General features: G+C 59.5%; 12 protein-coding genes. 9 read left to right on the plus strand and 3 right to left on the minus strand.

Features of this window, described 5'->3' with window-relative positions; translation table 11 throughout:
• Positions 1-23: 23 nt before the first annotated feature.
• The 5 genes from AC5SEO_RS03415 (at position 24) to AC5SEO_RS03435 (ending at position 5,352) form a co-directional block, all read left to right on the plus strand.
• Positions 24-962 (plus strand): carbohydrate ABC transporter permease, encoded by a 939-nt coding sequence (locus AC5SEO_RS03415; protein WP_003510729.1) that lies wholly within the window; start codon positions 24-26, stop codon positions 960-962.
• Entirely contained in the window at positions 955-1,803 is an 849-nt protein-coding gene (locus AC5SEO_RS03420) for a carbohydrate ABC transporter permease (RefSeq protein WP_003510727.1), read from the plus strand. The genes AC5SEO_RS03415 and AC5SEO_RS03420 overlap by 8 nt, the downstream gene beginning before the upstream one ends.
• Positions 1,804-1,820: 17 nt before the next feature.
• Complete coding sequence (locus AC5SEO_RS03425; protein WP_174068806.1) at positions 1,821-2,894, plus strand: ABC transporter ATP-binding protein; 1,074 nt, start codon at positions 1,821-1,823, stop codon at positions 2,892-2,894.
• Between the two features lie 146 nt (positions 2,895-3,040).
• Complete coding sequence (locus AC5SEO_RS03430) at positions 3,041-4,093, plus strand: sugar phosphate isomerase/epimerase family protein (RefSeq protein WP_112152927.1); 1,053 nt, start codon at positions 3,041-3,043, stop codon at positions 4,091-4,093.
• A 71-nt stretch (positions 4,094-4,164) separates the two neighbouring features.
• Positions 4,165-5,352: a Gfo/Idh/MocA family protein gene (locus tag AC5SEO_RS03435; RefSeq protein WP_111802573.1), complete on the plus strand. Its 1,188-nt coding sequence runs from the start codon at positions 4,165-4,167 to the stop codon at positions 5,350-5,352.
• A 119-nt stretch (positions 5,353-5,471) separates the two neighbouring features.
• Here the strand turns inward: AC5SEO_RS03435 and AC5SEO_RS03440 are convergent, their stop codons facing one another.
• The 3 genes from AC5SEO_RS03440 to AC5SEO_RS03450 all read right to left on the minus strand — a co-directional run bounded on the left by AC5SEO_RS03440 (position 5,472) and on the right by AC5SEO_RS03450 (position 7,465).
• Positions 5,472-5,720, minus strand: coding sequence for a hypothetical protein (locus AC5SEO_RS03440; protein WP_111802572.1), 249 nt, complete (start codon positions 5,718-5,720; stop codon positions 5,472-5,474).
• A 115-nt stretch (positions 5,721-5,835) separates the two neighbouring features.
• Positions 5,836-7,107, minus strand: coding sequence for a glycerate kinase type-2 family protein (locus AC5SEO_RS03445; RefSeq protein WP_112152925.1), 1,272 nt, complete (start codon positions 7,105-7,107; stop codon positions 5,836-5,838).
• A 4-nt stretch (positions 7,108-7,111) separates the two neighbouring features.
• Complete coding sequence (locus AC5SEO_RS03450; protein ID WP_112152924.1) at positions 7,112-7,465, minus strand: DUF1304 domain-containing protein; 354 nt, start codon at positions 7,463-7,465, stop codon at positions 7,112-7,114.
• On the opposite strand from AC5SEO_RS03450, the gene AC5SEO_RS03455 reads away from it, so the two are divergent.
• From AC5SEO_RS03455 to AC5SEO_RS03470, 4 genes are all read left to right on the plus strand, one after another.
• A complete protein-coding gene (locus tag AC5SEO_RS03455) occupies positions 7,452-7,625 on the plus strand; it encodes a hypothetical protein (RefSeq protein ID WP_162696083.1) in 174 nt (57 codons plus the stop codon). The genes AC5SEO_RS03450 and AC5SEO_RS03455 overlap by 14 nt on opposite strands.
• Before the next feature lie 69 nt (positions 7,626-7,694).
• Positions 7,695-8,459: an ImuA family protein gene (locus AC5SEO_RS03460; RefSeq protein ID WP_025595750.1), complete on the plus strand. Its 765-nt coding sequence runs from the start codon at positions 7,695-7,697 to the stop codon at positions 8,457-8,459.
• Positions 8,374-9,891: a Y-family DNA polymerase gene (locus tag AC5SEO_RS03465; RefSeq protein WP_174068804.1), complete on the plus strand. Its 1,518-nt coding sequence runs from the start codon at positions 8,374-8,376 to the stop codon at positions 9,889-9,891. Before AC5SEO_RS03460 ends, AC5SEO_RS03465 begins: the two co-directional genes overlap by 86 nt.
• On the plus strand, positions 9,888-13,163 hold the full coding sequence (locus AC5SEO_RS03470; protein ID WP_174068803.1) for an error-prone DNA polymerase: 3,276 nt from the start codon (positions 9,888-9,890) through the stop codon (positions 13,161-13,163). Before AC5SEO_RS03465 ends, AC5SEO_RS03470 begins: the two co-directional genes overlap by 4 nt.
• Positions 13,164-13,259: the final 96 nt, after the last annotated feature.

Consider the following 13,259-nt stretch of genomic DNA (forward strand, 5'->3'; position numbering starts at 1 on the left):
TGCCTGAATGAAAGCGGATAGAGATGACGGATATTTCCATGACTTCTGCGTCCATACCGGCGCGCGGCGCGTCGAAGACGAAGCGCAAGCAAAGCTCGGTCGCGCATGACCGTGCGCTGACCCTGCTGGTCTTCCTTCCGCCCGCATTGCTGCTCTTTACCCTGTTCGTCATCCTGCCCATGGGCGAGGCGGCATGGTACAGCCTTTACCGCTGGAACGGTTACGGCACGCCGACCGATTTCGTGGGCTTGAAGAATTTCCAGGTCCTGTTCGGCAATGCCGCCTTTTCTCAGGCTCTGCTCAATAACGGCCTCATCATCCTGATTTCCGTGCTGATCCAGATCCCGCTGGCGATCTGGCTTGCCATGATGCTGGCGCACCGCCTTCCGGGCGTCGTTGCCTTTCGGCTGGTTTTCTTCCTGCCCTATGTCCTTGCGGATGTCGCGGCCGGCCTGATCTGGCGCTTCGTTTATGATGGTGATTACGGCCTTTTCGCTGCCATCTCCAATTTCTTCGGCTTCGCCAATCCTTACGTGCTGGCCGACAAGGATGTGGCGATCTACGCCGTGCTTGGCGTCATCGTCTGGAAGTATTTCGGTTTCCACATGATGTTGTTCATCGCCGGCCTTCAATCCGTCGACAAGAACGTGCTGGAAGCTGCCGAAATCGACGGCGCCTCCGGCTGGCAGAAGTTTCGATACGTCACCTTGCCGATGCTCGGCTCAACGGTGCGCCTGTCCGTCTTTTTTGCGGTGATCGGCTCGCTACAGCTGTTCGACATGATCATGCCGCTCACCGGCGGCGGTCCGTCCAACTCCACGCAAACCATGGTCACCTTTCTCTACACCTACGGCGTCATGCGCATGCAGGTGGGGCTTGGCAGCGCGGTGGGTGTCGTTCTCTTCGTTATCTGCGTGACGCTCGCCTTCGGTTACAAAAGGATTTTCATGCGCCATGACTGAACCATCCACTTCCGTCCGCATGCCGCTGCAAACAAAGCTCTATCTTTATATATCGCTGAGCCTGATCGCGGCCATCGTGCTCATCCCGCTTCTGACGACGGCGCTTGGCGGCTTCAAGACGCTGGGGGATCTCCGCGTCAACCCGTTCGGCCTGCCAGCCGAGTGGCAATGGGCCAATTACGGCGATATCCTCTTTGGCAAACGCTACTGGCTCCAGATATTCAATTCGCTGGTGATTGCGCTGTTGACGGTCTTTTTGACGCTGACCGTCTCGGCCATGGCCGCCTTCACCTTTGCGCATGTGAAGTTCTTCGGCTCGTCTTTCCTGCTGAATTACTTCCTGCTGGGACTGATGTTCCCGGCGGCGACCGCCATCCTGCCGCTGTTCATTCGCATCCGCGATCTCGGTCTGCTCGATACCTATTGGGGCGTGGTTCTGCCGCAGGTGGCTTTCGGGCTCGGCATGAGCATCCTTCTGTTTCGCAATTACTTCCGCAATCTGCCGGAAGAATTGTTTCAGGCCGCTTTCGTGGATGGTTGCGGCTATCTGCGCTTCTTCTGGCACATTTCGATGCCGCTCTCACGACCCATCGTGGCGACGGTTGGGATCGTTTCCTTCGTCGGCAGCTGGAACAGCTACATTCTGCCGCTGATCATGCTGAACTCGGAATCGAAATATCCCTGGCCACTCGGCATCATGGTCTATCGCGGCGAATTCGGCACGGAATGGCAGCTCGTGCTCGCCTTCATCACGCTGACGATCCTGCCGACCGTCATCGTCTTCTTCCTCGCACAGAAACACATCATCGCGGGCCTGACGGCCGGTGCCGTCAAATCGTGACTTGAAAGGAGCAAACCATGGCTTCCGTCGAACTTAGGGATATCCGCAAGTCCTATGCCTCGCTCGATGTCATTCACGGCATCTCGCTCGATATAACCGATGGCGAATTCATTGCGCTGGTCGGGCCTTCGGGCTGCGGCAAATCTACCCTGCTGCGCATGATCGCCGGGCTGGAGGAAATCACCGATGGGGATATCCTCATTGGCGGTACCGTCGTCAATTCCATGACGCCGCGCGAGCGCAATATCGCCATGGTATTCCAATCCTATGCGCTTTATCCGCATATGACGGTCGCCGAAAACATGGGCTTCAACCTGAAGCTTGCCGGGCAGCCGAAAAACGTCATCGATGAGCGCGTGGCGGAAGCCGCACGCATGCTCGATCTCGGCAAGCTTCTGGACCGCAAGCCCTCGCAGCTTTCTGGTGGCCAGCGCCAGCGCGTCGCCATGGGCCGCGCCGTGGTGCGCAACCCGGCCGTCTTCCTGTTCGATGAGCCGCTGTCCAATCTGGATGCCAAGCTGCGCGTGCAGATGCGTAGCGAAATCAAGGCTCTGCATCAGAAAGTAGGTACGACCTCCATCTACGTCACCCATGATCAGATCGAGGCAATGACGCTGGCCGACCGGGTGGTGGTGCTCAATCACGGCCGTATCGAGCAGCAGGGCACGCCGCTCGAACTTTACAAGACACCTGCCAATCTTTTCGTTGCCGCCTTCATCGGCTCGCCGGCCATGAACCTCATCGAAGGCGTGGTCGACGGCGAGGGCGATCAACCTGCCGCCCGGCTGAAGGACGGGACGGCGATCCGCATTGCCGCCTCAAGAAATGTCAAGCGCGGCCAGTCGGTGATGATTGGGTTGAGACCGGAACATATAGGTTCGACCGTCGGCGGCGATATTTCGCTGTCCGGCAGGACGGTGTTGGTCGAGCCGACAGGCGCGCAGACGCATGTGGTCTTCGAACTGGCGGGCGATCAGGTTACGGCGGTGGTGGATGGCGAGCAACTGGTCAAGGTCAACACCCCCTTTGCCGCCACCGTGCATCACGAGCGTGTACATGTGTTCGACAGGGCAAGCGGTCTGGCGCTTTAGACGTGTTTCGTTTTTTAGTGGAATAACGAAATTCTCTCGCTCCCCGGCATTTGGGGCTTGTCTGAAAATTATGAGCGGTTAGCTTGGCAAATTGGGAGCCAAAGCGGTTTTACCGCTGAACTGTATCGATACAGGAGGAGATTTTTATGAAAACGATCAAGGGACCGGGTCTTTTTCTCGGTCAGTTTGCCGGTGATGCTGCGCCTTTCAATACATGGGACGGCATTACCAAATGGGCGGCAGAAAAGGGTTATGCCGGCGTGCAGGTTCCCACCTGGGCCGGGCAGTTGATCGATCTGAAAAAGGCTGCGGAATCCAAGGATTATTGCGATGAATTTGCGGGTGTCGCCCGCCAGAACGGCGTCGAGGTAACCGAGCTTTCCACCCATTTGCAGGGCCAGCTGGTAGCCGTTCACCCCGCCTATGACGAGGCCTTCGATGGTTTTGCAGCACCTGAAGTGCGCGGCAATCCGAAGGCTCGCCAGCAATGGGCGGTGGAGCAGGTGAAGCTTGCCTTGAGGGCTTCGAGAAATCTCGGCATCAACGCACATGCGACCTTTTCGGGCGCTCTTGCCTGGCCCTTCATCTATCCGTGGCCGCAGCGCCCGGCCGGTCTGGTGGAAACCGCCTTTGACGAGCTGGCAAGACGCTGGACGCCGATCCTCGATTACGCCGATGAGCAGGGCGTGGATGTCTGCTACGAAATCCATCCCGGCGAAGATCTGCATGATGGCGTGACTTTCGAGATGTTCCTGGAGCGTGTGAAGAACCACAAGCGCGCCAACATGCTCTACGACCCGTCGCACTACGTGCTGCAATGCCTTGATTATCTTGACAATATCGACATCTACAAAGACCGCATCAAGATGTTCCATGTCAAGGACGCTGAGTTCAATCCGACCGGCCGCCAGGGCGTGTATGGCGGTTATCAGGGTTGGGTCAACCGTGCGGGCCGCTTCCGCTCGCTGGGTGACGGGCAGGTGGATTTCGGTGCGGTCTTTTCGAAAATGGCTGCCAATGATTTCGACGGATGGGCAGTGGTTGAATGGGAATGCGCGCTGAAACATCCTGAAGACGGTGCCCGGGAAGGGGCCGAGTTCGTCAAGCACCATATCATCCGCGTCACGGAAAAAGCCTTTGATGATTTCGCATCTGCCGGCACCGATGATGCAGCCAACCGGCGCATGCTTGGGCTTTAAAAGCATTTCCAGGAAAAGTGTGAAGCCGTTTTCCGTGTGGGAATGCGCTTAGAAAATGCCGAGGAGACATTATGGCTATTGAAGGAAAGACAACCGACAAGGCGAACACGCGGATTCGCCTGGGCATGGTGGGTGGCGGTTCGGGTGCATTTATCGGCGGCGTTCACCGCATGGCCGCGCGGCTCGACAACCGCTTCGATCTCGTGGCCGGGGCCTTGTCCTCGACACCGGAAAAATCCCTCGCCTCCGGCCGCGAACTCGGGCTTGCTCCAGAGCGTTGCTATGGGTCATTCGAAGAAATGGCCGAGAAGGAAGCGCTTCGCGAGGATGGTATCGAGGCGGTAGCGATCGTCACGCCCAACCACGTACATTATCCTGCGGCGAAGGCGTTTCTGGAACGCGGCATCCATGTCATCTGCGACAAGCCGCTGACCTCCAATCTGGAGGATGCCAAAAAGCTGAAGGACGTGGCGGACAAGGCGGACGCGCTGTTCATCCTCACCCATAACTACACCGGTTATCCTATGGTGCGGCATGCGCGTGAACTGGTGGAAACCGGTGCGCTCGGGAACATCCGTCTGGTGCAGATGGAATATCCCCAGGATTGGCTGGCTGAGCCGTTGGAGCAGACCGGTGCGAAACAGGCCGTCTGGCGCACCGATCCGGCGCAATCCGGTGTCGGCGGCTCCACAGGGGATATCGGCACCCATGCCTATAATCTCGGCTGCTTCATTTCCGGTCTGGAAGCCGATGAACTGGCAGCGGATGTACATACCTTCGTGGAGGGTCGCCGTCTGGACGACAATGCGCATGTGATGCTGCGCTTCAAACCGAAGGACGGCAAGCAACCAGCCAAAGGCCTGCTTTGGTGCAGCCAGGTGGCTGTCGGGCATGAAAACGGGCTGAAGGTCCGCGTTTACGGCGACAAGGCAGGCATCGAGTGGACGCAGGCTGATCCGAACTATCTCTGGTTCACGAAGCTTGGCGAGCCGAAACAACTCATCACCCGCGGCGGTGCTGGCGCCGGTGCCGCGGCCGCACGCGTCACGCGCATTCCCTCGGGCCATCCGGAAGGATATCTCGAAGCCTTCGCGACCATCTATACCGAAGCGGCCCACGCCATCGAAGCCCGCCGCACCGGTTCGAAGCTAGACAAGGCGGTCACCTATCCGACCGTCGATGACGGTGTCAAAGGCGTCGCTTTTGTCACCGCCTGCATCGAATCCGGCAAGAAGAATGGCGGCTGGGTGAAGCTGTAAGATCGACATGGCGTCGCGGCGTATTTCTTCTCCCTGCGGGGGGAGAAGGGCCGGATGAGGGGGCAAGCTCTCGGCGTATCTCTGCCTGCTTTCCCCTCACGACACACCTGAAGACGTGATCAATTTACGTGTGTCATCTGCTGCAGCGCCCTTTCCGTCACGGGGCAACCGTCCTGTATTTTCGTCCAGGACGAGACGTTGAGTTTCATTTCGCAGCGCGCGAGATAGGAGCCGCCATCGACCCTCAGGCAGGATGTCTGGCCGAGTTCGAACATGACACCGCGATTTCGGCATTTGCAATTGTGGGCATCCGCCAAGGTGGGGATCAGGGCCAGGGCTAGACCAATTACGAGCACTCCAAAACGCATGGCTGAGGCTCCAAAAGACAGGCCACCAGATTATACCTGTCCGACGGTATAGTCAAAACAGCCACCTTCAACGATGCGCACCGCAGGGCCATAACAGGCTCGAGCTCTCCCGCTTTCACCCGATCAAAATCGCCCTGATATCATTCACATTCGTCAGCGTCGGACCGGTGACGACAAGGTCGCCAACCGCCTTGAAGGCGGTGTAGCTGTCGTGTCCCACCAGCGACTGGCGCGGATCGGCACCGGCGTTGCGCATACGCGCAAGCGTATCCGGCGTCACCAGTGCGCCTGCCGCATCCTCAACGCCGTCTATGCCGTCGCTATCGCCGGCGATGGCCCAGATACCGCCTGCACCCTTCAGCGTCAGCGCAAGGCTCAGCAGAAATTCCGTGTTGCGCCCACCCTTGCCGGCCAGCCCTTTGCCGATCGTTACCGTGGTTTCTCCGCCGGAAAGCAGCACGGCCGGGCCTTTGACTGGCAGGCCCTTGCGGCTGGCGGAGAGGGCGATACCCGCCATCACCGCGCCGACATCCTTTGACTCGCCCTCCAGCGAATCCCCGAGGATGAGCGGCGTAAGGCCAAGCTTCACCGCCTCGTCCGCCGCCGCCTGTAGGGCGAGCGAGGGTGTCGCGATCAGCCTGATGTCCTCTTCTATATCGCCTGCCTTCGGCGTTTCCTCGCCCTTTTCCAGCACTTTGCGCACATTCTCGGGAAGATCGAGCGCATAACGGGAGACGATTTCCCGCACATTGTTGATATCGCTCGGATCGGCAACCGTGGGGCCGGAAGCGATTTCGGAGGGATCGTCGCCCGGTACGTCTGAAATCAACAGCGAAACCACTCTGGCTGGTTTGGCGGCCAGCGCAAGTCGCCCGCCTTTGATGCGGGAGAGGTGCTTGCGCACGGCATTCATCTCGGAAATCGTCGCACCGCTGGCAAGAAGTGCGCGGTTGACGGCCATCTTGTCCGCAAGCGTCATGCCTTCGGCAGGTTCGACCATCAGTGCCGAACCGCCGCCGGAAATTAGCGCGATCACCATGTCGTCTGCGGTCAGCCCTTCAACGGCGGCAAGAATGCGTCTTGCCGCTTCAGCACTCATGTCGTCGGGCACGGGATGGGAGGCCTCGATGATTTCGATGCGCCCGGCCGGAACGGCATGACCGTAACGGGTTACGACGATACCGGAGAGGTTAACATCCGCCCAGGCCTTATCAAGCGCTGCGGCCATGGCAGCCGAGGCCTTGCCCGCGCCGACCACCACGCACCTGCCCTTGGGCGGGGAAGGAAGATGATGTTGCAGCACCTTTGCGGGATCGGCACTCGCCACTGCCGCCATAAATATGCGGTTGAGGGCGTCTTTTGCGCGGAGATCGTTCCATGCGGTCATAGGTTCATACTCCGATCCAGAGGAAGCCGAGCGCAAACAATGCCGGCAAAGCCTGAATGAACAGGATTTTCATATTGGCGGTAATGGCGCCGAAAATGCCGGCTATCAGGACGCAGGTGAGGAAGAAGACCTTGAAACTCAGTCCTTCATCGCCCTGCGTGAGCCCATAGATCAATCCGGCTGCCAGAAAACCATTGTAAAGCCCCTGATTGGCGGCAAGCACCTTCGTCTGTCGCGCAAAATCCGCAGAGAGGCTGAAGGCCCTGCGGCCGGCCGGCTTTTCCCACAGCAGCATTTCCAGAATGGTGATGTAAACATGGATGGCCGCAACCACGGCAATCAGAATGCTGGCGATCATCGGCGGTTTCCTCCAAACCCTGATGTCCGGCGCGTCAATTATCCGCAAAAAGAGAGAGGCCGACCGGATAATCCGTTTTAACGGTGGTACACATGGCCGCAAGGCCATAATCCCTCTCTTCCCGCGCAAACCTGTTGAAGAGCCGCACAGCATTGCTTGACTCTTTGCTGAAATAAGAACAAAACAGGAACAATAGAACTGAAAAACCGGAATTGAAACCTGTCATGCCATGCAAAAGCGCGCGGAACAGTTGCTCGTTGTCGAAGAGCTGCGTGAAAGGCTGGAAAGGATCGGTGGCGGTCCTCACCGCCTGCACGAGGCCTTGCCTTTTGGCGTGGATGCCATCGATCACCATTTGCCTGGAGGCGGGCTGAAGCTCGGGTGCCTGCATGAGGTGAGCGGCGGCGGCAATGGCGCCGCCGATGGTGCGGCAGCGGCGCTTTTTGCGGCCGGTGTGGCAGCAAGGCTGTCCGGCAAGGTCTTATGGTGTGTCACCCGCAGGGATCTGTTCATGCCGGGATTGACGCAGGCGGGCCTGTCGCAGAACCGGGTCATCATCGTCGAATGCCGCGATGAGAAAGGCGTGCTCGACTGTTTCGAGGAAGGCTTGCGCTGCAACGGTTTTGGCGCCGTGATGGGCGAGCTTGCGAAGTTGCCGATGAATGCCTCGCGACGGTTGCAACTGGCGGCGGAAACCTCTGGTGTCACCGGCATCGCCATCCGCCGCTTCCGGCGCCCGGCCGATGCGGCGTTGTTTGGCGAGCCGACGGCCGCTGTCACCCGCTGGCGTGTCTCTGTCCGGCCATCTTCGCCCCTGCCGGTGCCGGGGGTCGGCAGGCCACGCTGGTTTCTGGAACTTTTGCGATGTCGCGGCGGCGAAAGCGCTGCATTTGAAGTGGAAGCCTGTGATGCAAAGGGTCGTCTCGCTTTACCTGCCGACATGGTCGACGGATCGCTACCAGCGTCTTTCGGGGCAGAACGCGCCGCCGGTTGAAAAGCCGCTGGTCATGATCGGCCGTCAGGGCAGCCGCCGCCCGGTGCTGGCGCTGAACAAGGCAGCAAAGGCGGCGGGCATCAGGCCCGGCACACCCGTCAGCAAGGCGCAGGCTTTGGTGCCGGGTCTCGTTGTCGAGGATATGGATGCGGCGGCGGATGCCCGCGCCCTGCAACAACTCGCTTTTCATTTCCTGCGTATCTATGCCCCGATCGTCGCCGCAGATCCGCCTGATGGGCTGGTGCTGGATACGGCAGGTGCGGACCATCTGCACGGCAATGAGACGCTGATGTTGAGCGGCATGGTGAACCGCCTGCATACCGCAGGCTTCGCCGCCCGCGCTGCCATTGCCGATAGCTGGGGGGCGGCCCATGCGCTTGCCCGGTTTGGCCGTGAGGAGATCAGCATCGTATCGCCGGGCGGGCAGCAGGCGGCGATCAGCGGGCTGCCGCTGGCGGCGCTCAGGCTGGAGGAGCGTATCGTTTCCGGATTGAAGGTGCTCGGTTTTCGCACCATAGGCGAACTTGCCGAGGCTCCACGGGCGCCGCTGACCCTGCGTTTCGGCCCTGAAGTGGTCAGGCGGCTCACCCAGGCTTTCGGCGAGACTGGCGAACCTATCGAGCCGGTGCGCATTGCCGAACTGGTGGAGGTGCGCCGCGCCTTTCCCGAGCCGATCGCGGCGGCGGAGACAATTGCCCGCTATGTGCAAAAGCTGGTTGCTGAGCTTTGCGTCTCGCTGGAAAAGCGCGGCCTTGGCGCACGTCGCGTCGATCTTGTGCTGCACCGGGTGGATAGCGGCTTGCAGGCCGTGCGGGCCGGCACCTCCAGACCGGTGCGTGATGTCAAACAGCTTGTCCGGCTTCTGACCGACCGTATCGATACCATCGATCCCGGTTTCGGCATCGAGATGATGGTGCTGACCGCCACCCATGCCGAGCCGCTTATCGCCGCGCAGGCCCGGTCCTCGCTTCTGGAGGAAGGGCGTGCGGAAATCGCCGATACGGTCGATGTCATCCTCAATCGTGGCCACAGGGTCTATCGTTATGTGGCGGTGGCAAGCGACGTGCCGGAACGTTCTCTTGCCAGCGTTGCGGCGCTGGCACCTGAGGATACGCTCGGCTGGCCTTGCCACTGGCCGCGCCCGGTCAGGCTTTTTGCAAGGCCGGAACCCATCGAAACTCTGGCGCTGCTTCCGGATCATCCGCCGCGTTATTTCATCTGGAAAGGCGTGCGCCATAATGTGCGGCGCGCTGATGGGCCGGAACGGGTGTTTGGCGAATGGTGGAAACGCGACCGCGAAAAGGCCGCCGTGCGCGATTATTTCACTGTCGAAAACGAAAGCGGCGAGCGCTTCTGGATTTTCCGCTCAGGTGATGGCGAACATACCGAGACGGGCTCACAGGGCTGGTTCATCCATGGGGTCTTCGCATGAGCACGCCGCGCTATGCCGAGCTTCAGGTGACCACGCATTTCTCCTTCCTGCGCGGTGCAAGTTCCTGTGATGAACTGTTCGAACAGGCAAAAAATCTCGGTATCGAGGCACTCGGCATCGTCGATCGCAATAGCCTTGCGGCCATTCCCCGCGCTTATGAAGCGGCCGATAATCATGGCATCCGGCTCGTCATCGGCTGCCGGCTCGATCTGGATGACGATCTTTCCGTGCTTGTCTATCCCATGGATCGCCCGGCTTACGGGCGGCTTTGTCGGCTGCTTTCCGTCGGCAAGAAGAGGTGTGGCAAGGGTAAGTGTCGGCTCACATGGGACGATCTCGTAGCTTATGGCGAAGGCCTTATCGTGGTGCTGCTCGCCGATCTGGCTGACGATCTCTGCGCGCTTCGCCTGCGCCGGTTGAAAGCTACTTTTGCTGACCGGGCCTATATGGCGCTGAGCCTGCGAAGACGACCCAACGACCAGATGCGGCTTTTCGAATTGTCGAATATGGCTGCAGCCGCTGATGTGCCGACTGTTGTTACCAATGACGTGCTGTTTCATGTGCCCGAGCGTCGCATGCTGCAGGATGTCGTTACCTGCATCCGGCACAATTGCACCATTGACGAGGCGGGTTTCCGGCGCGAGCGGCATGCCGACCGCTATATGAAGCCGCCTCAGGAAATGCACCGGCTGTTTGCCCGCTACCCGGAAGCACTGGCACGCAGCCTCGAAATCGCGAAGCGTTGCACCTTTTCGCTGAAGGAGCTGGTCTATCAATATCCTGAAGAGCGCAGCCTGCCGGGGCTGACGGCGCAACAGGCGTTGGAAAAGCTCGTCTGGGAAGCGGCGCCGGGGCGTTATCCGGATGGTCTGCCGGAGAAGGTGGAAAAGGCGCTGCATCATGAGTTGGGGCTTATCGGCAGGCTGGAATATGCACCCTATTTTCTGACGGTAAATGCCATCGTCCAATTTGCACGGGGGGAAAATATTCTCTGTCAGGGGCGCGGCTCAGCCGCCAATTCGGTGGTATGTTATGTGCTCGGCATCACCGCCATCGATCCTCTCAAGGTTGATCTCCTGTTCGAACGTTTCGTTTCGGAAGAACGGCGCGAGCCGCCTGATATCGACGTGGATTTTGAGCATCAAAGGCGCGAGGAGGTCATCCAGTGGGTTTATAACACTTATGGTCGCGACAAGGCCGCGCTGTGCTCGGTCGTCACCCGTTATCGCGGGCGCGGGGCGCTGCGCGATGTCGGCAAGGTTCTGGGCCTGCCGGAAGATTTGACCAAACTTCTGTCCTCGCAGGTCTGGCGCTGGAGCGAAGGGGTGGGCGAAAAGCAGGTGCAGGAACTGAACCTCAATATGGAGGACCGCCGCCTGAAGCTCGCCTTCGAGCTGGCCAACCAGCTTGTCGGCACGCCGCGCCATCACAGCCAGCATCCGGGCGGCTTCGTTCTGACCCATGACCGGCTGGACGAGTTGGTGCCGATCGAACCCGCCGCCATGGACGACCGGCAGATCATCGAATGGGACAAAGATGACATAGATATCGTCAAATTCATGAAGATGGATTGCCTGGCGCTCGGCATGCTCTCCTGCATGAGACGCGGTTTCAACATGCTGGAGGAGCGCACGGGCGTTAAATACGATCTCGCCACTGTCCCACAGGATGATGACCCCACCTATGCCATGATCCAGAAAGCCGACACGCTGGGTACCTTCCAGATTGAAAGCCGGGCGCAGATGTCCATGCTGCCGCGGTTGAAGCCAAAGATATTTTACGATCTCGTCATTCAGGTCGCCATCGTTCGTCCCGGTCCCATTCAGGGCGACATGGTGCACCCCTATCTTCGTCGCCGTGACAAAAAAGAAGAAGAACATTATCCCAAAGAGGAACTGAGAGGCGTGCTGGGCAAAACGCTGGGTGTACCGCTGTTTCAGGAGCAGGCGATGCGCGTCGCCATCGAATGCGCCGGTTTTTCACCTGGTAAGGCGGATCAGTTGCGTCGCGCCATGGCGACCTTCAAGAATGTCGGCACCATCTCCAAATTCCGCCAGGATATGATCGATGGCATGGTGGATCGTGGTTATGAGCAAGAATTCGCCGAACGCATCTTCAAGCAGCTGGAAGGGTTCGGCAGTTATGGTTTTCCAGAAAGCCATGCGGCCTCCTTCGCGCTGATCGCCTATGCCTCCTCATGGCTGAAATGCCATTATCCCGATATTTTCTGTACGGCGCTTCTCAATTCGCAGCCAATGGGTTTTTACGCCCCGGCGCAGATTGTGCGTGATGCGCGCGATCATGGCGTGGAGGTGCGCCCGGTTTGCGTGAACAATAGCCGGTTTGATTGCACGCTGGAGCCCACGGGCAAGAAGAATGCGAATGGTAAAGAGCGCTACGCCGTGCGGCTTGGCCTGCGCATGGTGAAGGGGCTTTCCAACGATCATGCAGCAAAAATCGTCGCCTGCCGTCAGGATCGCGATTTCGTTTCCGTGGACGATCTCTGGCGGAGGGCAGGTGTTCCCACCGCTGCCCTAGTCTGTCTCGCCGAAGCCGATGCCTTTCTGCCCTCGCTGTCGCTTTCCAGACGCGAGGCGCTGTGGGCCATCAAGGCGTTGCGGGATGAGCCGTTGCCGCTTTTTGCTGCCGCTGCCAGCCGGGAAAACGCTGTGGTGGATGAGCTTTCCGAACCCTCCGTCGCGCTGCGGCCCATGACTGATGGCGGCGAGGTGGTGCAGGATTATGGCCATGTGGGGCTGACCCTGCGCGAACACCCCATGTCCTTCCTGCGGCGCGATCTTTCCCGCCGGCGCATCGTCAGCTGCGCGGAGGCGGTGCGCGTCCGTGATGGCACGTGGCTGGAAACGGCGGGGCTGGTTCTGGTGCGCCAGCGCCCAGGCTCGGCAAAGGGAGTGATCTTCATGACTCTGGAGGATGAGACGGGTATTGCCAATGCGGTTCTGTGGGTAAAGACCTTCGAAAAATACCGGCGCGTGGTGCTTTCCGCCGGTATGGTCGGCATTTACGGCAAGATCCAACGGGAAGGCGAGGTGGTGCATCTGGTCGCACACCGGCTGACCGATCTGTCAGAGGCGCTGGCAAGCGTGGGTGAGCGCAACCACCCCTTTCCTCTGCCGCATGGGCGCGGCGACGAGTTCCACCACGGTATTCCGCCGGACGATCATCGCAACATCAGGAAACGCCCACCGCCTGCGACCCAGGATGGAGATGAGGTGGAGAGGATAAAGGTCATTTCCCGCAATTTCCATTAGAGCATTTCCAGTAAAAGTGCGTAGCGGTTTTACGTCCAGAAAATTCGTAAAAACAAAGAGATAGAGCGCGTCCAAAGATTCTGTTTAAGCCGGACG

Source organism: Agrobacterium sp. K11 (assembly GCF_059429395.1).